The organism is Micromonospora sp. CNZ280, assembly GCF_011759515.1.
Map to the genome: position 1 here is coordinate 419762 of NZ_JAAOYP010000002.1, position 19657 is coordinate 439418.

The following is a 19657-nucleotide window of genomic DNA, read 5'->3' on the forward strand; positions in this document are numbered from 1 at the left end:
GAGCCGACCACCCGAGCACCCCCTGGCCGGATCGGACAGGCAGGAGCTTCCGGGTGTATACATCCGGCGTATACGCGGTGTGTATAGTCTCCCGCATGTCGATCGGACAGACCTTCCTCGGCCTCCTGGAGGCCACCCCCCGGCACGGCTACGACATCAAACGCCTCTACGACGAGCGCTTCGGCCACGCCCGCCCGCTCGCCTACGGCCAGGTCTACGCCACCCTGTCCCGCCTGCTGCGCAGTGGCCTGGTCGAGGTCGAGGCCGTCGAGCCCGGCGAGGGCCCGGAGCGCAAGCGGTACGCGATCACCGAAGCCGGCGTCACCGACGTGGCCGGCTGGCTGGCCCGCGCCGAGAAGCCCGAGCCCTACCTGCAGAGCACCCTCTACACCAAGGTGGTGCTCGCCCTGCTCACCGGCCGCAGCGCCGCCGACCTGCTCGACGTGCAGCGCGCCGAACACCTGCGGATGATGCGCGAGCTGACCCGCCGCAAGCGCGACGGCGACCTCGCCGAGCAGCTGATCTGCGACCACGCCCTGTTCCATCTGGAGGCCGACCTGCGCTGGCTGGAGTTGACCGCGGCCCGCCTCGACGAGCTGGCCAAGGCGGTGCTGGCGTGACCGCGCCGCTGCTGGTCGCCGAGGACCTGCACCGCTCCTTCGGGCCGACCCGGGCCCTGGCCGGCGCCAGCCTGCGAGTCGACCGGGGCGAGGTGGTGGCCGTGATGGGCTCGTCCGGCTCCGGGAAGTCCACCCTGCTGCACTGCCTGGCCGGCATCGTCCGGCCGGACTCCGGCCGGGTGCTCTTCGCCGGGCGTGACCTGGGCGCCCTCTCCGACACCGAGCGCAGCGCGCTGCGCCGCGAGGCGTTCGGCTTCGTGTTCCAGTTCGGCCAACTGGTGCCCGAGCTGACCTGCCTGGAGAACGTGGCGCTGCCGCTGCGGCTGGGCCGCCTCGGCCGGCGCGAGGCCGAGCGCCGGGCGGCCGAGTGGCTGGACCGGCTGGAGGTCGCCGAGGTGGCCGGCAAGCGGCCCGGCGAGGTCTCCGGCGGGCAGGGTCAGCGGGTCGCGGTGGCCCGCGCGCTGGTGACCCGGCCCCAGGTGGTCTTCGCCGACGAGCCGACCGGGGCGCTGGACTCGCTCAACGGCGAGCGGGTGATGCGGCTGCTCACCGGGGCCGCCCGGGAGACGGGCGCCGCGGTGGTGCTGGTGACGCACGAGGCGCGGGTGGCCGCGTACTCCGACCGGGAGGTGGTGGTGCGCGACGGCCGTACCCGCGACCTGGAGATCGCGGCGTGAGCCGGCTGCGCGGCGGCGCGGCCGACCTCGCGTTGGGCGCCCGGATGGCCGTCACCGGTGGCCGGGACGGCTGGCTGCGCGCGGTGCTGACCGCGCTCGGCGTCGGCATCGGCGTGGCGATGCTGCTGCTCGCCGCCGCCGTACCGCACGCGCTGGACGCCCGGGAGGCTCGCGGCGACGCCCGCGACGACCTGCGGATGGGCGCGCAGCTCCCGGCCGCCGCGAACACCCTGCTGATCAGGGCGACCGACACCGCCTTCCGCGACCGGCCGATCCGGGGCCGGGTGCTGCGTCCCGAGGGTCCGGCCGCGCCGCTGCCGCCGGGGGTCGCCGCGCTGCCCGGCGCCGGCGAGGTGGTGGTCTCCCCCGCGCTGCGTGACCTGCTCGGCTCGGCCGACGGCGCGCTGCTCGCCCCGCGCCTCGGCGGCGCCCGGATCACCGGCACCATCGGCCCGGCGGGCCTGGCCGGGCCGAACGAGCTGGCCTACTACCTGGGCAGCGACACGCTCTCGACCGAGGACGGCGCGACCCGGCTGGACGCGTTCGGCGGCGGGCTGCCGGGCGAGGGGTTCGGGCCGGTGCTGATGCTGCTCGTGGTGGTCATCTTCGTCGTACTGCTGCTGCCCATCGCGGTCTTCCTCGGCGCGGCGGTGCGGTTCGGCGGCGAACGCCGGGACCGGCGGCTGGCCGCGCTGCGGCTGGTCGGCGCGGACGCCGGCATGATCCGCCGGATCGCCGCCGGCGAGGCCGCGGCCGCCGCGCTGCTCGGCGTCGCTGTCGGTGGGGTGTTCTTCCTGGCCGGGCGTCAGGTGGTGCCGATGGTCACGCTGATGGACCTCAGCGTGTACGCGGCCGACGTGCGCCCGCCGCTGCCGCTGGTCGTCGGGGTCGCCCTGGCGGTGCCCGCGCTGGCGGTGCTGGTGGCCATGGTGGCGCTGCGCGCCGTGGTGGTCGAGCCGCTCGGGGTGACCCGCCGCGCCACCCCGGTCCGCCGCCGGCTGGCGTGGCGGCTGCTGCTGCCCGCCGCCGGGCTGGGGCTGCTGCTGGCCGCCGCGGCCGGCGTGGCACCGGCCGGCGCCGAGAACCAGACAGCGGCCGGCGCGGTGCTGCTGCTGGTCGGCACGGTCACCCTGCTGCCCTGGCTGACCGACCTGGTGGTACGCCCGCTGCGCGGCGGCCCGGTGCCGTGGCAGCTGGCGGTACGCCGGCTCCAGGTCGACAGCGCCGCCTCGACGCGGCTGGTGAACGGCATCGCGGTCGCCGTCGCCGGCACCATCGGCCTGCAGATGCTCTTCGCCGGCGTGGCCGACCAGTTCACCCACTCGACCGGGCAGGATCCGTCCCGCGCCCAGGTGCTGGTGCAGTTCCCGGCCCGGGCCGACGTCACCGCCGCGGCGGACCGGCTGGCCACCGCGCCCGGCGTCAGCGCCAGCGACGCCACCCTGGTCACCGGGCTCACGGCCGGGGACGGCTACGCCGACCTGCGGATCGGCGACTGCGCCACGCTGGCCGAGTTCGCCCGGCTGGACCGCTGCGCCGACGGGGACGTGTTCCTGGTCCGGGACCCGCGGGCCGAGGGCCAGCCGGCCATCCGGCCCGGAACCGCCGTGGCGGTGGGCGACGGCGGCAGCTGGCGGGTGCCCGGCACCGCCCGGGAGGTCCCCGGTCGGCCGGACCCGGTCGGCCGTCAGGAGTCCGCCGTGCTGGCCACCCCGGCCGCGGTCGGGGCGGCCCGGCTCGGCCCGCTGCGCGCGGACGCCTACCTGCGGCTCGACCCCGAGCGGCCGGACGCGATCGAGCACGTCCGCAACGCGGCCGCCGGCGGCGACCTGTTCGCCAGCGTGCTCACGCTGACCGGTACCACCCAGGCCACCAAGTTCGTCAACATCCAGCGCGGCCTCTACGTCGGCGCGGTGGTCACCCTGCTGCTGATCGCCGCCAGCATGCTGGTCGGCATCCTGGAGCAGCTGCGCGAACGGCGCCGGCTGCTGGCCATGCTGGTGGCGGTCGGCACCCGGCCGGGCACGCTGAGCTGGTCGGTGCTCTGGCAGACCGCGGTGCCGGTGCTGATCGGGCTGGCGCTGGCGGTGGTCTTCGGGCTGGGGCTCGGCGCGGTGCTGCTGCGCATGGTGCAGGCCCCGGTGGTGATCGCCTGGCCGGTGGTCGGTCTCTGCACCGCCCTCGGCGCGGCGGTGGTGCTGCTGGTCACCGGGCTCAGCCTGCCCGTGCTGCGGCGGCTCACCCGCCCGGACGGCATCCGGACCGAGTGAGCCTCGACCCCGGCCGGCGCTCCCCCGCCGGCCGGGTCCGCCCGCTCGGGCTCGACCGGCCGTCAGGACCGGTCAGGCCGGCGGCGCGGAGGCCGGCGCGGCCGCCTCGGCCAGCAGCTCGGCCAGGTGTACGGCCCGCACGGCCGACCGGCGCCGGCGCAGCCCGGTACGCAGCTGGCGCAGGCAGCCGGGGTTCACCGCCACCACCAGGTCCACCCCGGCGGCCTCGATCTCGTCGAGCTTGGCGTCCATGATCCGCCGGGAGTCCCTCGGCCGCAGCAGCGAGTACGTGCCGGCGGCGCCGCAGCAGGTGGCCGCCGAGGGCAGCTCCACGTAGTCGGCGACCTGCCGGAGCAGCGCCCGGGGCTCGGCGAAGACGCCCAGGCCGTTGCGCAGGTGGCAGGAGTCCTGCAGGGTGACCCGGGCCCGCCGGCCGGCCACCCGCAGCTCACTCCCGGGCGGACGGCCCGCGAGCCAGGTGGACAGCTCCCGCACCCGCCGCGGCCCGAGCACCGAGGCCAGGTGTGCGGCGCAGCCGCCGGAGGTGGTAACGATGGTGCCCGGCAGTTCCTCGCCGAGTCGCCGGGCCAGCCGCTCGCCGCCGGCCAGGTCGCCGTTGTGCGCGTGCAGCGCCCCGCAGCAACCCTGCGCCGTCGGTACGGCCAGCGTCGGGTCGAGGGCCCGGGCCGCCCGGCTGACCCCCGGGTAGAGCCCCCGCTCGAAGCAGCCCAGCATGAGCTGCCCGGTCGGCTGCTCCTCCGTGCCCGGCCCGGGGGCGGCCACCGGCACGCTACCGCCCGCGGCGGTCGGCGGGGCACTGCCCGGTCCCGCAGCGGGCGGTAGGCCCGCGGCCGGCGGGGCGGCGGGGCCGCGGGCGGCGCCGCGTACCAGGCCGAGCAGGCGCAGCAGCCAGCGTTGCCCGGCGACCAGCGTCAGCGCCCGGGCGAGCGGTGGCCGCCGCCGGCCGCGCCACTGGTGCACCCGCCACTGTTCCAGCAGGCTGCCGTACCGCACCCCGGCCGGGCAGACCGGCTCGCAGGCCCGGCAGCCCAGGCAGAACGAGGACTGTTCGGCGAGGGTGGGGTCGTCCGGGGGCAGCGTGCCGTCCTGCAGGGCCCGCATCAGGGTGATCCGGCCACGCGGCGAGGACGCCTCGTCGCCGGTCATCGCGTACGTGGGACAGGCGGGCAGGCAGAAGCCGCAGGAGATGCAGCGGGACAACTGCTCGGGGTCGAACACGTCGCCGGTCACGAGCCCAGCTTTCCGGGATTGAGGATGCCCGCCGGGTCGAAGGCGGTCTTGATCCGGCGGAGCAGGGCGAGCTGATCGTCGCCGAGCCGGGCCGCCAGGAACGGCAGCTTCGCCGCGCCGACGCCGTGTTCGCCGGTGATGGTGCCGCCGAGGTCGAGGGCGGCGGCGAAGACGTCGGCGAAGGCGGCCTCGGCGCGCCGTACCGCGTCGGTGTCCTCGGCGGAGTCGAGGACGCAGGTGGGGTGCAGGTTGCCGTCGCCGGCGTGGCCGAAGGTGGCGATGGCGACGTCGTGGCGGGCGGCGATCGCGTCGATCCGGTCGACCATCTCGGCGATCCGCGGCCGGGGGACGGTGGCGTCCTCCAGGATGGTCACCCCGCCGCGCCGGGACAGCGCGGGCAGCGCGCACCGCCGGGCGGCCAGCAGCGCCTCGGCCTGGGCGACCTGGCGGGCGGTGGTGACCTCCACCGCGCCGGCCGCGACGCAGGCCGCGCCGATCCGGTCGAGGTGGGTGGCGACCAGGTCCGGCGGGCCGTCGTCGCCGAACAGCAGCAGGGCTCCGGCGTCGGTACGCAGCCCCAGGTGGGCGAAGTCCTCCACGGCGTCGATGCAGGCCCGGTCGAGGAACTCCAGGGTCGCCGGCACCACCCCGGCCCGGATCACCCGGGCCACCGCCTCCCCCGCCTCGGCCAGCGACGGGAAGTACGCCACCCCGGTGTTGGCGGACGCGGGCGCCGGCAGCAGGGCCACGGTCGCCTCGGTGATCACCGCGAGGGTGCCCTCGGAGCCGGTGAGCAGCCGGGTCAGGTCGTAGCCGGCCACGTCCTTCCAGAGCCGGCCGCCGGTGCGGATCACCTCGCCGGTGGGCAGCACCGCCTCCAGGCCGAGCACGTAGTTGCGGGTGACCCCGTACTTCAGTCCGCGCAGCCCGCCGGCGCAGGTCGCGATGGTGCCGCCCACGGTGGCGACGGTGCGGCTGCCCGGATCCGGGGCCCAGAGCAGCCCGTGCGCGGCGACGGCGTCGGCCAGCGCGGCGCTGGAGACGCCGGGCTGCACCCGGGCCAGCAACTCGTCAGCGCTGATCTCCAGGATCGCGTTCAGCCGGGTCAGCACGAGCACGATCCCGCCGCGCAGCGGCACGGTCGCCGCGCACAGGTTCGAGCCCGCGCCGCGCGGCACCACCGGCACGCCGTGCCGGGTGGCCAGCGCCAGCACCGCGGCGACCTCGGCGGAGTCGGCCGGGAAGACCACGGCGTCGGGCCGGTGGGTGAAGAGCGGCGTGGCGTCGCGGGCGTACGCGACGAGGTCCCCGTCGGCGTCGTGCACGTTCGCCGGGCCGACGATGCTGGCCAGTTCGGCGCGGACGGTCGCGGACAGTGCCATGCCAACCCTTCCCGGCACGCCGGTCGCGCCCGAAGATTTCTGCCGACGATTGATCGGTTCGCCGGCAATCACTTTCAACGGATCATAGTGAGCGGCGCTGGCCAGGTGAAGACGGCGGCGCTTCGGGGCGCGCCGGATTCCGGGCGGTCAGATGATGAAGTGGGTCCAGTAGGCGAGCCAGATGACGAAGAGCGCGCCCTGCAGCAGGGCGAGCGCGGCGGTCAGCCAGACGTCGAGGGTGGCGTGCCGGGCCCACCGGGCCAGGGCCAGGCCGACCGGAAACGCGGCGAGCAGGTAGCGCAGCAGGCTCTTGTACACCGGCGGGCCCATCGACAGCGGGACCAGCACCATGATCAGCCCGTAGACGAGGTACGGCAGGCCGATCCGGCGGGCGGCCGCGAGCAGGACGACCAGCACCGCCACCGCGATCCACACCCGCAGCGCGTCCCGCGCCGGCGCGTCGGTCAGGCCGTGCCAGATCACCCGCAACGGGTTCTGCACGCTGATCCCCCAGCCCTTCTCCTGGGTGTGCTTGTAGGCGAACCAGTCCCCGCTCTGCCAGTAACAGAAGGCCATGAAGGTCAGCCAGCCGGCGGGCACCAGCAGCAGCGGCCAGCCGGTGCGGACGTACCCCCACAGCGCCCGCGGCCCGAACCGGTAGTCGCCCTGCCGCAGCAGCACCAGGGCCAACGGGAGGACGACGAAGAACCCGACCGAGCGGCTCAGCGCCAGGAAGAACCCGACCACGCCGACCACCAGCCACTGCCGCCGCTCCGCGTAGTGGAACGCGGCCAGCGCCAGGCAGAGGAAGAGCGACTCGGTCAACGCCGCCTGGAACAGGAACGCCGCCGGCAGCAGCACCAGGTAGCGAACGAACCGGCGGGCCGCCGGGTCGTCGCCGAGCAGCCGCTCCCCCAGCCGGTACGCGTAGTACAGCATCAGCAGGAACGCCACGTTGGCGACCACCAGCAGGGCCAGCGCGGTGTCCCCGCCCAGCAGCGGAGCCAGCGGCCGGGCCAGGAACGGGTAGAGCAGCGGGAAGCCGAAGTCGCGCCACGGCTCGTCCAGCGGCAGCCGGGCCAGGTGGTCGTAGAGGAACGTGTCCCAGGCGAACCAGAGCGAGAGCCACCGGTGACCGGAGACCGCCCGCTGCTGGTCGCGCATCGTCGTCTCGTCCGGCGGCGGCGCCCAGGGCACCCCGTCGAAGGCGCTCAACGCGAGCACCCCGAAGAGGCTGAGCACCACCTTCGTACCGACGAAGACCGCCACCACGTACGGCCAGGGGGCCGGCACCCGGGCGACCGCCCGCCGCGCCCAGGCCGCCACCCGGGCGACCGCCCGCCGCGCCCAGGCCGCCACCTGCCGGGCACGGCCGGTGAGCGCGCCGCGCTCGGCCGCGTCGGCCCGCCCCCTGTCGACCATGCCTCTCCCGGATCCGGCCACCCGGCCACGAACGGTGCCACATCCCCGTTCCGCGGCCGTTGACACGCCGGCCGGCGCACGGAATCCGGGGGTGACATCGCCGCCAGGCCGGGTAAGCCGGCGCGTCCACAACGGCAGAAAGTGGCAGGGTATGGCTGACGAGCACGGCACGGTGGTCATCGGCGCCGGACCGGCGGGACTGACCGCGGCGTACGAACTGCTCCGGCGGGGCGCCCTGGTACGGGTGTTCGAGGCCGACGAGGTGGTCGGCGGGATCAGCCGCACCGTCGAGCGGGACGGCTGGCGGTTCGACATCGGCGGGCACCGGTTCTTCACCAAGGTGCCCCGGGTCGAGGAGTTCTGGCACGAGATCCTGCCCGACGAGGACTTCCTGCTCCGCCCCAGGATGAGCCGGATCTACTACCGCGGCGCGCTCTACGACTACCCGCTCAACGCCACCAACGCGCTGCGCAACCTCGGGCTGCGCGAGGCCGCGTTCTGCATGGGCTCGTACGCCCGGGCCCGGTTGCGCCCGCCGAAGGACCAGTCGCACTTCGAGGGGTGGGTCTCGGCCCGGTTCGGCTGGCGGCTCTACTCGATCTTCTTCAAGACGTACACGGAGAAGGTCTGGGGCATGCCGGCCGACCAGTTGCAGGCCGACTGGGCCGCCCAGCGGATCAAGAACCTGTCGCTGGCCAAGGCGGTCCGCAACGCCGTGCTGCCCAGGCGCAACCGCAAGGACGTGACCAGCCTGATCGAGGAGTTCCAGTACCCGAAGCTGGGGCCCGGCATGATGTGGGAGCGCTGCGCCGAGGAGGTGCGCCGCCGGGGTGGCCGGGTGGACACCGGGACCTGGGTGACCGCTGTGCACCGCGACCCCGAGCACCGCCGGGCGGTCGCCGTGACGGTCAACGGCGCGGGCGGGCAGCGTACCGAGCCGGCCGAGCACGTCATCTCCTCGATGCCGATCTCCGAGCTGGTCGCCGCGCTGCGCCCGGCCGCCCCGCCGGAGGTGCTGGCCGCCGCGGCCGACCTGCGCTACCGGGACTTCCTCACCGTCGCGCTGGTGGTGCCGGCGGAATTCTCGTTCCCGGACAACTGGATCTACGTGCACGACCCGGCGGTGAAGGTGGGCCGGATCCAGAACTTCGGGTCCTGGTCGCCGCACCTGGTCAAGGACGGCCGCACCTGCCTCGGGCTGGAGTACTTCGTCTTCGAGGACGACGAGACCTGGCGTACGCCCGACGCCGACCTGATCGCCGCCGCGACCGCCGAGCTGGAGCGGCTGGGCCTGGTCCGGCCGGGCGTCGTCGAGGCCGGGTACGTGGTGCGGATGCCGAAGGCGTACCCGGTCTACGACGAACGCTACCAGCACAACGTCGACGTGATCCGGGAGTGGCTGGCCCGCGAGGTGCCCAACGTGCACCCGGTCGGCCGCAACGGCATGCACCGGTACAACAACCAGGACCACTCGATGTTGACCGCCATGCTCACCGCGGAGAACATCGCCTGCGGCACCGGCCACGACGTCTGGTCCGTCAACGTCGAGCAGGACTACCACGAGGAGGCCGCGGGCGGCGACGGCCGTCACGGCACCGGCCGGGACGCGCCGATCATGCCGGCCCCGCCGCTCAGGGCCGCCGGCACCACCGGGGACGGTCGTGCGGGGAAGGCGCCGGCCGAGCGGCCGGCACAGGTACGCCTCGGCTGAGGCTGCGCCGGCGCCGGGCGCCCGGCGGGCGGGTCCGCGGGGCGGACGGAAAGGGTGGCGGCGGACTAGTCTGGCGCGGTGACACGGATGGCGCGGCCGGGCATGCGATGAGCGGGCCGAGCCCCACGCAGCGTGTCCTCTCCCCCACCGACGTGGCCGACTACGTTCGCGCCTCGTTCGGGCCGGACCATGGCGTGGCGGCCTGCGGCCCGCTGACCGGGGGCGGCTTCGCCGCCGTCTGGTGGGTCCGGCTCGACGACGGCCGCGAGGTGGTGCTGAAGGTGGCCCCGCCGCCCACCGTGCCGCTGCTGCGCTACGAGCGGGGTCTCACCGCCGCCGAGGCCCGCTACTTCCGGCTGGTGGCGACGCACGCACCGGGGGTTCCGGTACCGCCGGTGCTGCACCACGGTGTGCATCCGGTGCTGGGCGAGTGGCTGGTCACCGGCCGGCTGCCCGGCCGGTCGCTGAGCGACCTGGCGACGTCCGGAGTGGACGGTGACCGGGCCCGGTACGCCTTCGGGACGGCGCTGGCCACTGTGCACCGGGTCACCGGCGACCGCTTCGGCTACGACGACGGACGTACCGGCGGGTCGACGTGGGCCGAGGCGTTCGCCGCGATGATCGAGGACCTGCTCGCCGACGCCGTCGACTGGCGGGTAACCGTGCCGGCGCAGCGGATCCGATCCGTGGTGCGGCGGCACCGCCGGCTGCTCGACCAGGTACGCCGTCCGGCGCTGGTGCACTACGACGGCTGGGACGGCAACGTGCTCGCCGAGCCGGCGGGCGACGGCCCGTACCGGATGTGCGGGCTGGTCGACGGCGAGCGCTACCTCTTCGGCGATCCCATGGTGGACCTGGTCTCCCCGCTGCTGCTGCGCCGGGCCGAGGACGAGCCGGACCACCCGTTCCTCCGCGGCTACGCCGCCACAGCGGACGAGCCGCCGGTCTTCGACGCCGGCGTGCGGCGCCGCCTCGGGCTCTACCGGATGCACCTCTACCTGCTGATGATCGTCGAGATGCCCAGCCGCGGGATGACCCCGGACCGCCACCCCGACCGGCACCCGGGGCTCACCCGCCTGCTCGACGAGGAACTGACCGCCCTGTCCCACGACTGACCTCGACGGTGGCGACCTGATGGGCAGGCGGTTGCGATGAGCGGGCGGACGGGCCGGGAGTGAACCCGCCCGGGGCGGGCAGGGCCGGACCGGACGATGGTTGCGGAGACCGCGCCCGAGTAGCGGACACACGCGACCGTGATACCTCTGCGGCATATTTATGACTCAGAGGTATCAGCCTCCCGAGGGTGAGGTGCTCGCCCCGACGACACGCCGATCGCCACAGGCCAGTGCCCGCCGCCGTGAAACCGGTGTCCGGCGAAGTGCCGTCTGTCCGTTTCATGGTGTCCGGTGTTGGGGCGGGGTGCGAGGTTTGGGTGCCGGTGTGGGGTGGTCGGCGCCACCCTGGCGGCGGAATCGGTGGCGGGCCGGGGTCGTTGAACATGACAGACCCGCGCCACACCCCCCGCGTGCTGGCCTCGCCGGTAGCGGCCCGGCCGCCGGAGCCCGCTGGAATGGTGGGCCGGCCCGGATGGTTACACCCCCGGACGCCCGAGCAGGCCCCCCGCGCCGCCGGCCGATCCACCCCCCTTATGCACGACCTTTCCCTTACGCGCGGCCACACCGCACCCCCTGGTGTGCCGTGCATCCCCCGGATCGAAAGGCTTGTGATCATCATGCGTACCGACATCCTGCGGAAGACCGCTCTGACCGCTGCTGGCCTCGCCTTCACCGGCGGCGCCATCGCCGCCCCCGCCACCGCCGTCTTCGCCGCCCCGGAGAAGCCGGCCACCTCGATCACCACCGACCGTCAGAGTGGTGAGCGGGAACTCGGCGTCCGCTACGAGGCGCAGCCGAACTTCTACTACTGCGGCCCCGCCGCCGCCCGCAACGCCCTGTCCGTGCAGGGCAAGAACATCGACGTCGACGCCATGGCCAAGCAGATGGGCACCACCGAGGCCGGCACCAACTCCATCAACGACATCACCCCCGTCCTGAACAAGGAAACCGGCAAGGACGTCTACCGCAGCGTCGAGATCCGCGACTCCAAGGCGGATGAGAAGCAGACCGACAAGCTGCGCACCGACATCGTCAAGGCCGTTGACGAGGGCCGCGCCGTGGTCGCCAACATCGCCGGCACCGCCACCGACACCGACGGCAGCACCCACTCCTTCGAAGGCGGGCACTACATCAGCGTCGTCGGCTACCGCGACGGCGGCAACACGGTGACCATCGCCGACTCGGCCAACCCGAACACCGCCAGCTACCGGATGAACATCGACAACCTCGCCGACTGGATCGCCACCCGCGGCTACACCGCCTGACAACCAACAAGCACCAACGAACACCGAGCAGCAACGCGAAGGGCCGACCCCAACCCAGGGGGCCGGCCCTTCGCCGTCTCCAGACCCGAGCAGACCCAGACCCAACCCGGGTCGAGCCGGCGGAAAGGCGTTGCCAGCCCCGGTCAACGGCCCCTAGGGTGCTCGCCGTGCAGATCCGGCCGTTCACGCAGTCCGACTGGTCCGAGGTGTGGCCGATCCTCCACGAGGTCATCCGGGCGCAGGAGACCTTCCCCTACGACCCGGCGATGACCGCCGGCCAGGCGTACGACATGTGGGTGGAGCAGCCGCCGGGACTCACGGTGGTCGCGGTGGACGGCGCGGCGGTGCTCGGCACCGCCAAGATGGGCACCAACCGCCCGGGGCCGGGCTCGCACGTCGCCACGGCGAGCTTCATGGTGGCGCGGGAGGCGCGCGGCCGGGGTGTGGGCACCGCGCTGTGCCGGTTCACGCTGGACTGGGCCCGCTCGCGCGGCTACGCCGGGATGCAGTTCAACGCGGTGGTGGCGACGAACACCGCCGCCGTCGAGCTGTACCGGCGGGAGGGCTTCGGGGTGGTCGGCACGGTGCCGGGCGCGTTCCGGCACCCCAGCCTCGGCCGGGTCGGCCTGCACGTGATGTACCAGGAGTTCCCCGAGGACGTCGTCCCGGGCACCGCTTGACGGTCGAGCCGCGTCCCGGCCACTACCGCCCGCGTCCCGCGTCGACCGAGGTCGGCGCGGGACGCGGAACGGGTGGCGTGGGGTCGGAGCTGGGCCCGTCGCGGACGGCGGCAGCCGTCAGCTGACCTTCTTGGTGGCCAGGATCGCCTTGGCCAGGTTCTCCAGCAGCGGCGCGGCGCCCGCGTACGAGAAGCGGGGCACCGCGTCCCACGGGGTGACCTGGTTGGCCTTGACCGCCGGCAGCTGCGCCCAGGTCGGCTTGGCGGTGAGGTCCTTGGGCTGCAGGGCCGTGCTGCGGTTGTCCAGCAGGATCAGGTCGGCCGGGAACTTGTTGGCGTTCTCCCAGCTCAGCGCCTCGAAGTAGTCGCCCGTCTCGAGCTTGTTCGGCACCACGATGTCGACCCCGAGTTCGGCGAAGTACATCAGGTCGGTGCTGACCTTCGGGTTGGAGACGTAGAACAGGTCGGGGCTGCCGGAGGCGGCCATCACCTTGATGCCCGGGTTGGTCTTCACCGCCTGCCGGACCGACTCGGCGGCGGCCTCGAAGCGGGCCTTCGCGTCGGTGACCTTCCTGGCCGACAGGTCGGCGCCGAGCGACTCGGCGAGCTGGGCGTACCGCTCGATCGGCTTGGTCATCGGCACCCGGGCGGTGGTGACGGCCACGCTGGGCGCCAGCGGGAGGATCTTGTCCTTGCTCTCCTCCGGCACGTACCAGAGCGCACCCGGGTCGTACATGTGGGTGACCAGCAGCTCCGGCCGCAGAGCGGCGTACTTCTCGACGCTGAACTCGCCCCAGACGTTGCCGAGGATCTCCACGCTCTCCACGTTCAGGTCCCCGGCCTGCGGGTCCTTCGTACCGTCCGCTCGCTTCGTCTCCCCGAAGACGCCGACCACCTGCTTGTCGAGTCCGAAATCGACCAGCGCTGCAGCGGTGCCGGTGAAGGCCACCACGCGGGTCGGTCGGCTGCCGGCGCTCACCTTCTCGTTACGGTCGTCGGTGAACGACCAGGGACCCGAACCCTTGCTGGCCGCCGGAGTCGCGGAGTCACCGTCGCTTCCGCAGCCGGCGATCAGGGCGGCGAAGGTGGCGGCACCGCCGGCCAGCAGGCCGCGGCGGGAGAGTCGACGGGCGAGCACGGGATCAGGCATGAGGTCGTCTTTCGATCAGGGTCGGCGGGCGACCGTGGACAGCCCGGTTAGGTTAACCTAACCTAATCGCCTGTCAAGTTCGGCGTCCCCCAACCGGAGCTCACACTGTCCGTCATCGAGTCCCCACGCAGCGGTGTCCTGCCCGCGACCCCGGCCGTGCCGCCCCGGAGCGGCCGTGCCGCGTTGCGGGCGGCCGGCCTCGTCGCCGCCCTGCTGCTGCTCGTCGCCGTCACCGTGCTCAGCATCGCCGTCGGCGCCAAGCAGCTGCCGCTCGCCGAGGTGTGGCAGGGCCTGCTCGACCCCGACTCGGCCGAGTACGCCGTCGTGCACCGGATGCGGCTGCCGCGTACGCTGCTCGGCCTGCTCGCCGGCGCCGCCCTCGGAGTGGCCGGCGCGGTCATGCAGGCGCTGACCCGTAACCCGCTCGCCGATCCCGGCCTGCTCGGCATCAACGCCGGCGCCGCCGCGGCGGTCGCCACCGCCGCTGCCTTCCTCGGCGTCACCGCGATCGACGGGTACGTCTGGTTCGCGCTGCTCGGCGCCGCCGCGGTCACCGCCGGCGTGTACGCGGTCGGCGGCGGCCGGGCGGCCACCCCGGCCCGGCTGGCGCTGGCCGGCGCGGCGCTCAACGCCACCCTCTACTCGTACGTCAGCGCGGTGATGCTGTTCGACGCGGCGTCCCTGGACCGGCTGCGGTTCTGGACGGTCGGCTCGCTGGCCAGCGCCGAGACCGCGACGGTGCTGCGGGTGCTGCCGTTCATCGGCGCGGGCCTGCTGGTCGCGCTGGTCGCGGCCGGCCCGCTCAACGCTCTGGCCCTCGGCGACGACTCGGCGCGGGCGCTGGGCGCCCGGCCGGCGCTGATCCGGGCGGTGGTGATCGCCGCGATCACGCTGCTCTGCGGGGCGGCCACCGCGGCCTGCGGTCCGATCGTCTTCGTCGGGCTGCTGGTGCCGCACCTGGTCCGCGCGCTGACCGGGCCGGACCTGCGCTGGCTGCTGCCGTACTGCGCGCTGCTCGCGCCGGTGCTGCTGCTCGGCGCCGACGTGCTGGGCCGGGTGCTGGGCCGCCCCGGCGAACTCCAGGTCGGCATGGTGACCGCCGTGCTCGGCGGGCCGCTGTTCCTGTGGCTGATCCGGCGGGGAAGGGTGGCCCACCCGTGATCGTCCTGCGTACCCCGGGCGGGGTGTCGCTGCGCCTGCGCCCGCGCGCGTTCGTCGTCGGTGCCGCCTGCGCGCTGCTCACCGCGGCCCTCGGCGTGCTCGCCCTGGGCAGCGGCGACTACCCGATGAGCGCCGGCGACGTGCTGCGCACGCTGGCCGGCGGCGGCAGCCCGGCGGAGGACTTCATCGTCACCGAGCTGCGCCTGCCCCGGCTGGTCACCGCCATCTGCGTCGGCGCCGCCCTGGCTCTGGCCGGCGCGGTCTTCCAGTCGCTGGTACGCAACCCGCTGGGCAGCCCGGACGTGCTCGGCTTCACCCAGGGCGCGTCCACCGGGGCGCTGCTGGTGGTCGTGGTCGGCGGCAGCAGCCTGGCGCTCGGCGCGGCCGCGGTGGCCGGCGGGCTGGCCACCGGCGTGCTGGTGCACGCCCTCGCCTGGCGGCACGGCCTGCCCGGCTTCCGGCTGATCCTGGTCGGCATCGGGGTGACCGCGATCCTCACCGGGGTCAACGGCTACCTGCTGACCCGGGCGCCGCTGATGGACGCGGCCCGGGCCGTCCTCTGGCTCACCGGCAGCCTGGACGGCCGGGGCTGGGTCAACGCGCTGCCGCTGCTGGTCGCGCTGGCGGTGCTGGTGCCGGTGGTGTTCCTCGGCTGCGGGCCCGCGCTGCGGATGATCGAGCTGGGCGACGACGCCGCCAGCGCGCTGGGCGTACCGGTGGAGCGGGTGCGGCTGCTGCTGCTCGGCGCGGCGGTGCTGCTGGTCTCCCTCGCCGCGGCCGCCACCGGGCCGGTGTCGTTCGTGGCGCTCACCGCGCCGCACCTGGCCCGCCGGTTGACCCGGGCGCCGGGGCCGAACCTGCTGCCCGCGATGGCGGTCGGCGCGGCGCTGCTGGTCGGCGCCGACCAGCTGGCGCAGCGGGCGTTCAGCGGGCACCAGCTGCCGGTCGGCGTGGTCACCGGCGTGATCGGCGGCGGCTACCTGGTCTGGCTGCTCGCCACCGAACGGAAGGCGGGCCGGCTGTGACGACCACGAACGAGAACGGAGCACCGACCATGCAGCCCCACCGGCTCAGCGGCGAGGCGATGACGCTCGCGTACGAGCGGCGCACCGTCGCGCAGGACCTGACGGTCGCCGTGCCGGACCAGTCCTTCACGGTGATCATCGGCCCGAACGCCTGCGGCAAGTCGACCCTGCTGCGCGCGCTGTCCCGGCTGCTGCGGCCGGCCGCCGGGGCGGTGCTGCTGGACGGGGAGGACATCCACCGCCGCTCGGCGCGCAGCGTGGCCCGCACCCTCGGGCTGCTGCCCCAGTCGTCGATCGCGCCGGACGGCATCGGGGTGGCCGAACTGGTCGCCCGCGGCCGCTACCCGCACCAGCGGCTGCTGCGCCAGTGGTCGCGCGAGGACGAGCGGATCGTGACCGAGTCGATGGCCGCCACCGGCGTCGCGGACCTGGCCGACCGCGCGGTCGACGAGCTGTCCGGCGGGCAGCGGCAGCGGGTCTGGATCGCCATGGCGCTGGCCCAGCAGACGCCGCTGCTGCTGCTGGACGAGCCGACCACGTACCTCGACATCGCCCACCAGATCGAGATCCTCGACCTCTGCGCCCGGCTGCACGAGGAGCAGGGCCGCACCCTGGTCGCGGTGCTGCACGACCTGAACCACGCGGCCCGGTACGCCACCCACCTGATCGCCATGCGCGACGGGCGGGTGGTGGCCGCCGGGCCGCCGGCCGAGGTGGTCACCGCCGAGCTGGTCGAGGAGGTGTTCCGGCTGCCCTGCCGGGTCATCGAGGACCCGGAGAGCGGCACCCCGCTGGTCGTGCCCGCCGCCCGCCGCCGGGCCGGCGCGGTGTCGCCGTGAGCGACCCCACCGCCTGGCGCGGTGGCACCGTGAGCGGCCCGGCCGCCTGGCGCGGGGCGCTCGGCCGGGCGGCCGGTGCCGGGGGCCGGCGATGAGCATCCGGGTCTTCCGGGACGCCTGGGGTGTGCCGCATCTGCGCGCGGACAGCGCCGACGAGCTCGCCTTCGCCCAGGGCCGCAACGCCGCCGTCGACCGGGCCTGGCAGCTGGAGGTGGAGCGGCACCGGTCGCAGGGCACCAGCGCGGCGTTCCTCGGCCCGGAGGCGGTGGAGTGGGACCGGTTCGCCCGCCGGGTCCGGCTGGACGACACCGCCCGGCGTTGCCACGCCGGCCTCGACCCGGCAACCGCCGGCTGGGTCGGCCACTACGTGGACGGGGTCAACGCCGGGCTCGCCGACGGCGCCGCCCGAGCCCCGGAGTTCGCCGCCGCCGGCCTGGCCCCCGGCCGGTGGCAGCCGTGGACACCGCTGGCGCTCTGGCTGACCCACCACATCCTCTTCGCCGGCTTCCCCGGCAAGCTGTGGCGCGAGCACGTGGCCCGGCAACTGGGCGACGCCGCGATCACCCTCTTCCACACCGACGGGCCGGCCACCTCCGGCAGCAACGGCTGGCTGGTGGCCGGTGAGCGCACCGCGAGCGGGGCGGCACTGCTCGCCGGCGACCCGCACCGCTTCGTCGAGGACCCGGGCAGCTACCAGCAGGTCCGGCTCGCCTGCCCGGAGTACGACGTGGTGGGACTCGCCGTGCCCGGGGTGCCCGGGGTTGGCCACTTCGGGCACGCCGGCGCGGTCGCCTGGGCGATCACCAACGCGATGGCCGACTACCAGGACCTGTACGCCGAGCGGCTGCGCCGGCGCGGCACGGCGGTGGAGGCGTACGGGCCGGACGGCTGGCGGCCGGCCCGGGCGCACCTGGAGACGATCGAGGTGGCCGGCTCGGCGCCGGTCGAGGTCGAGGTGGTGGAGACCGATCGGGGGCCGGTGATCGCCGGCGGCCCGGACGACGGGACGGCGGTCAGCCTGCGCTACCCGCCCCGGGTCACCGGGAAGCTCGGCTTCGCCGCGCTGCCCGCACTGCTGCGGGCGCGTACCGTCGCCGACGTGGACGCCGCCGTCGACCACTGGGTGGAACCGGTGAACGTCGTGCAGGCGGCGGACACCGCCGGTGGCCTGCTGCATCGGGTCGCCGGGGCAGTTCCGGTGCGGCACCCGGACAACCGGCTGCGGGTGGTGCCGGCCTGGGAGCCGGCACACGCCTGGCAGGGCTGGCACGCCCCACTCCCCCGGGCCGAGGTCGACGGCGTCGCGGTGATGGCGAACCAGCGCGGCCTGGCCGCGCCGCTCGGGGTGGAGTTCGCGCCGCCGCACCGGGCCGAGCGGATCCGCCGGCTGCTCGACGCGTCGACCGGCTGGCGGGTCGGGGACATGGCCCGGGTGCACACCGACACCTACCTGGCCTCCGCCGAGCCGCTGCTGGCGCTGCTCGACGGGCTCACCGGACTGAGCCCGCGGGCCGCGGCGCTGCGCGAGCGGCTGCGCCGCTGGGACCGCCGGATGGACGCCGACAGCGTCGACGCCGGCGCCTTCGCCGCGCTGCGCGCCGCGGTGGTCCGGCGGTTCGCGGCCCACCCCGCGCTGGCCGCGCTGGCCGACCCGCCGGCCTACCCGGAGCTGTTCCGGCCCTGGCTGGCGCTCACCCCACGGGTCGGCTACGCGCTGGAGTCGCTGCTGCGGACCGGACTGCCCGAAGTGGACCGGCCGGCGCTGGTGCGGGCGGCGGCCGAGGAGGTGGCCGCCGCCGACCCCGGCGGCCGCTGGGGTGAGCGGCACCGGCTCGCGCCGTGGCGCGCGCTGCCGGGGCCGGACGCCGCGCCCGGGCCGGAGCTGGCCGGCGACCACGACTGCGTGCTGGCCACCTCCAGCGTGCCCGGGGTGACCGACGCCTGCCTGCGCGCCCCGGTCGCCCGGTACGTCTGGGACCTGGCCCGGCGCGAGGAGAGCCGCTGGGTGGTGCCGCTCGGCGCCGCCGGTGTGCCCGGCGACCCGCACCACGATGACCAGCAGCCGCTCTGGCTGGCCGGGCGGCTGGCCCGGGTGGTCACCGACTGGGACCAGCTCACCGAGGAGTGAGATGAACGCTGAGCAGCCCGTCGCCGATCCGCACCGGTACGCCCGGGACGTTCCCAATTTCGGGACGGTGACCATCCGGCCGGTCGACCCGGACGCCGACATCGACCTGCTGCACGGCTGGGTGAGCCAGGAGCGGGCCCGGTTCTGGGGGATGCTCGACGCCGACCGGGAACGGGTCGCGGAGATCTACCGGTACCTGGACTCGTTGCGCACGCACCACGCGTACCTGGTGCACCGGGACGGCGTGCCGGTCGCGCTGCTGCAGACCTACGACCCGTACGCCGACCCGGTCGGCGAGTGCTACGACGTACGCCCCGGCGACTACGGCATCCACCTGCTGCTCGGCCCGCCGACGTCGACCGAGCACGGGTTCACCGCCACCGTGGTCGCGGAGATGCTCCGCTTCGTCCTGTCCGATCCGGACCGGCGCCGGATCGTGGTGGAGCCGGACGCGCGCAACGAGCGGGCGATCCGGCGGCTGCTGCGCTCCGGATTCGTCGCCGGCCCGCAGGTGGACCTGCCCGAGAAGCGGGCCCAACTGCTCTTCCTGGAACGGACCGACGCGCCCGATTGACGGCGGCGGGACCGGCCCGGTGGCCGGGCCCGGGCGGGGATCCGGCCGGGGGCGCGCGGTCGCTGGCCGGCTGCGGACGGGTGGCGTGGCCAGCGGCTGACGGGTCCGGGCGGGCCGGCGTCGCGGTCCGCTACCTGCTGTTCGGGGTGCCGACCGTCTGGTCCCGGGTCTGCGCCGACCCGTCCGCCGCCCGCGCCCTGCGCGGGGCCCGGTTGCTGGTCTTCCGGCAGCGCGGCGCTGCCGGCGGCGGTCTTCGACGGCCTGCGTGCGCTCACCGGGCACCGGGTGGTCGAGCGGTACGGGATGACCGAGACCCTGATCACGGTGAGCGCCCGGGCGCGGCTGCTGTCGGTACACAAATGACCGCGCCGGGTGCACCTGGTGGACG

Annotated in this window: 16 protein-coding genes and 1 pseudogene; 13 read left to right on the forward strand and 4 right to left on the reverse strand. The window is 74.9% G+C overall.

Annotated features, from left to right (window positions below):
* Positions 1–95 precede the first annotated feature (95 nt).
* The 3 genes from FHX32_RS16985 to FHX32_RS16995 are packed head-to-tail and all read left to right on the forward strand — an operon-like array spanning position 96 to position 3567.
* Complete coding sequence (locus FHX32_RS16985; RefSeq protein ID WP_167183784.1) at positions 96–620, forward strand: PadR family transcriptional regulator; 525 nt, start codon at positions 96–98, stop codon at positions 618–620.
* The gene (locus tag FHX32_RS16990) at positions 617–1297 is read left to right on the forward strand and encodes an ABC transporter ATP-binding protein (protein WP_167183786.1); all 681 of its coding nucleotides are present in this window, start codon (positions 617–619) and stop codon (positions 1295–1297) included. Before FHX32_RS16985 ends, FHX32_RS16990 begins: the two co-directional genes overlap by 4 nt.
* A complete protein-coding gene (locus FHX32_RS16995; protein WP_208418831.1) occupies positions 1294–3567 on the forward strand; it encodes an ABC transporter permease in 2274 nt (757 codons plus the stop codon). The genes FHX32_RS16990 and FHX32_RS16995 overlap by 4 nt, the downstream gene beginning before the upstream one ends.
* Positions 3568–3639: 72 nt before the next feature.
* On the opposite strand, the gene FHX32_RS17000 is transcribed toward FHX32_RS16995, so the two are convergent.
* The 3 genes from FHX32_RS17000 to FHX32_RS17010 all read right to left on the reverse strand — a co-directional run bounded on the left by FHX32_RS17000 (position 3640) and on the right by FHX32_RS17010 (position 7622).
* Positions 3640–4818 carry a (Fe-S)-binding protein gene (locus FHX32_RS17000; protein WP_167183788.1) on the reverse strand — a complete coding sequence of 393 codons (1179 nt, stop codon included), beginning with the start codon at positions 4816–4818 and terminating at the stop codon, positions 3640–3642.
* Positions 4815–6200, reverse strand: coding sequence for an FAD-linked oxidase C-terminal domain-containing protein (locus tag FHX32_RS17005; protein ID WP_167183790.1), 1386 nt, complete (start codon positions 6198–6200; stop codon positions 4815–4817). The genes FHX32_RS17000 and FHX32_RS17005 overlap by 4 nt, the downstream gene beginning before the upstream one ends.
* Positions 6201–6347: 147 nt before the next feature.
* Positions 6348–7622 (reverse strand): hypothetical protein, encoded by a 1275-nt coding sequence (locus FHX32_RS17010; protein WP_486481145.1) that lies wholly within the window; start codon positions 7620–7622, stop codon positions 6348–6350.
* Between the two features lie 151 nt (positions 7623–7773).
* Between FHX32_RS17010 and FHX32_RS17015 the strand changes: the two genes are divergently transcribed.
* The 4 genes from FHX32_RS17015 to FHX32_RS17030 all read left to right on the forward strand — a co-directional run bounded on the left by FHX32_RS17015 (position 7774) and on the right by FHX32_RS17030 (position 12393).
* Positions 7774–9333, forward strand: coding sequence for an NAD(P)/FAD-dependent oxidoreductase (locus FHX32_RS17015; RefSeq protein ID WP_167183792.1), 1560 nt, complete (start codon positions 7774–7776; stop codon positions 9331–9333).
* Positions 9334–9440: 107 nt separating this feature from the next.
* On the forward strand, positions 9441–10448 hold the full coding sequence (locus FHX32_RS17020; RefSeq protein WP_167183794.1) for an aminoglycoside phosphotransferase family protein: 1008 nt from the start codon (positions 9441–9443) through the stop codon (positions 10446–10448).
* Between the two features lie 617 nt (positions 10449–11065).
* Positions 11066–11713, forward strand: a complete 648-nt coding sequence (locus tag FHX32_RS17025; RefSeq protein ID WP_167183796.1) for a C39 family peptidase — start codon at positions 11066–11068, stop codon at positions 11711–11713.
* Between the two features lie 167 nt (positions 11714–11880).
* Positions 11881–12393 (forward strand): GNAT family N-acetyltransferase, encoded by a 513-nt coding sequence (locus tag FHX32_RS17030; RefSeq protein ID WP_167183798.1) that lies wholly within the window; start codon positions 11881–11883, stop codon positions 12391–12393.
* 117 nt (positions 12394–12510) lie between these two features.
* Here FHX32_RS17030 and FHX32_RS17035 read toward each other — a convergent pair whose 3' ends face one another.
* The gene (locus FHX32_RS17035) at positions 12511–13542 is read right to left on the reverse strand and encodes an ABC transporter substrate-binding protein (RefSeq protein ID WP_167183800.1); all 1032 of its coding nucleotides are present in this window, start codon (positions 13540–13542) and stop codon (positions 12511–12513) included.
* Positions 13543–13698: 156 nt separating this feature from the next.
* On the opposite strand from FHX32_RS17035, the gene FHX32_RS17040 reads away from it, so the two are divergent.
* From FHX32_RS17040 to FHX32_RS17065, 6 genes and pseudogenes are all read left to right on the forward strand, one after another.
* Complete coding sequence (locus FHX32_RS17040) at positions 13699–14703, forward strand: FecCD family ABC transporter permease (protein ID WP_486481146.1); 1005 nt, start codon at positions 13699–13701, stop codon at positions 14701–14703.
* On the forward strand, positions 14700–15728 hold the full coding sequence (locus FHX32_RS17045) for an iron chelate uptake ABC transporter family permease subunit (protein WP_167183802.1): 1029 nt from the start codon (positions 14700–14702) through the stop codon (positions 15726–15728). The genes FHX32_RS17040 and FHX32_RS17045 overlap by 4 nt, the downstream gene beginning before the upstream one ends.
* A gap of 59 nt (positions 15729–15787) precedes the next feature.
* On the forward strand, positions 15788–16567 hold the full coding sequence (locus FHX32_RS17050; protein ID WP_167186044.1) for an ABC transporter ATP-binding protein: 780 nt from the start codon (positions 15788–15790) through the stop codon (positions 16565–16567).
* A gap of 97 nt (positions 16568–16664) precedes the next feature.
* Entirely contained in the window at positions 16665–18695 is a 2031-nt protein-coding gene (locus tag FHX32_RS17055; protein ID WP_167186047.1) for a penicillin acylase family protein, read from the forward strand.
* A gap of 1 nt (position 18696) precedes the next feature.
* Entirely contained in the window at positions 18697–19269 is a 573-nt protein-coding gene (locus FHX32_RS17060) for a GNAT family N-acetyltransferase (protein WP_167183804.1), read from the forward strand.
* Positions 19270–19403: 134 nt separating this feature from the next.
* A pseudogene (locus tag FHX32_RS17065) lies at positions 19404–19608 on the forward strand (AMP-binding protein); the annotation flags it as partial.
* Positions 19609–19657: the final 49 nt, after the last annotated feature.

What these genes read in the sequence shown, in the direction of transcription:
- FHX32_RS17020 (WP_167183794.1), top strand. Translation starts at nt 9,441, where the DNA reads ATGAGCGGGCCGAGCCCCACGCAGCGTGTCCTCTCCCCCACCGACGTG.
- FHX32_RS17015 (WP_167183792.1), top strand. Translation starts at nt 7,774, where the DNA reads ATGGCTGACGAGCACGGCACGGTGGTCATCGGCGCCGGACCGGCGGGA.
- FHX32_RS17050 (WP_167186044.1), top strand. Translation starts at nt 15,788, where the DNA reads ATGACGCTCGCGTACGAGCGGCGCACCGTCGCGCAGGACCTGACGGTC.
- FHX32_RS17060 (WP_167183804.1), top strand. Translation starts at nt 18,697, where the DNA reads ATGAACGCTGAGCAGCCCGTCGCCGATCCGCACCGGTACGCCCGGGAC.
- FHX32_RS17005 (WP_167183790.1), bottom strand. Translation starts at nt 6,200, where the DNA reads ATGGCACTGTCCGCGACCGTCCGCGCCGAACTGGCCAGCATCGTCGGC.
- FHX32_RS17035 (WP_167183800.1), bottom strand. Translation starts at nt 13,542, where the DNA reads ATGCCTGATCCCGTGCTCGCCCGTCGACTCTCCCGCCGCGGCCTGCTG.
- FHX32_RS17010 (WP_486481145.1), bottom strand. Translation starts at nt 7,622, where the DNA reads ATGGTCGACAGGGGGCGGGCCGACGCGGCCGAGCGCGGCGCGCTCACC.
- FHX32_RS17025 (WP_167183796.1), top strand. Translation starts at nt 11,066, where the DNA reads ATGCGTACCGACATCCTGCGGAAGACCGCTCTGACCGCTGCTGGCCTC.
- FHX32_RS16985 (WP_167183784.1), top strand. Translation starts at nt 96, where the DNA reads ATGTCGATCGGACAGACCTTCCTCGGCCTCCTGGAGGCCACCCCCCGG.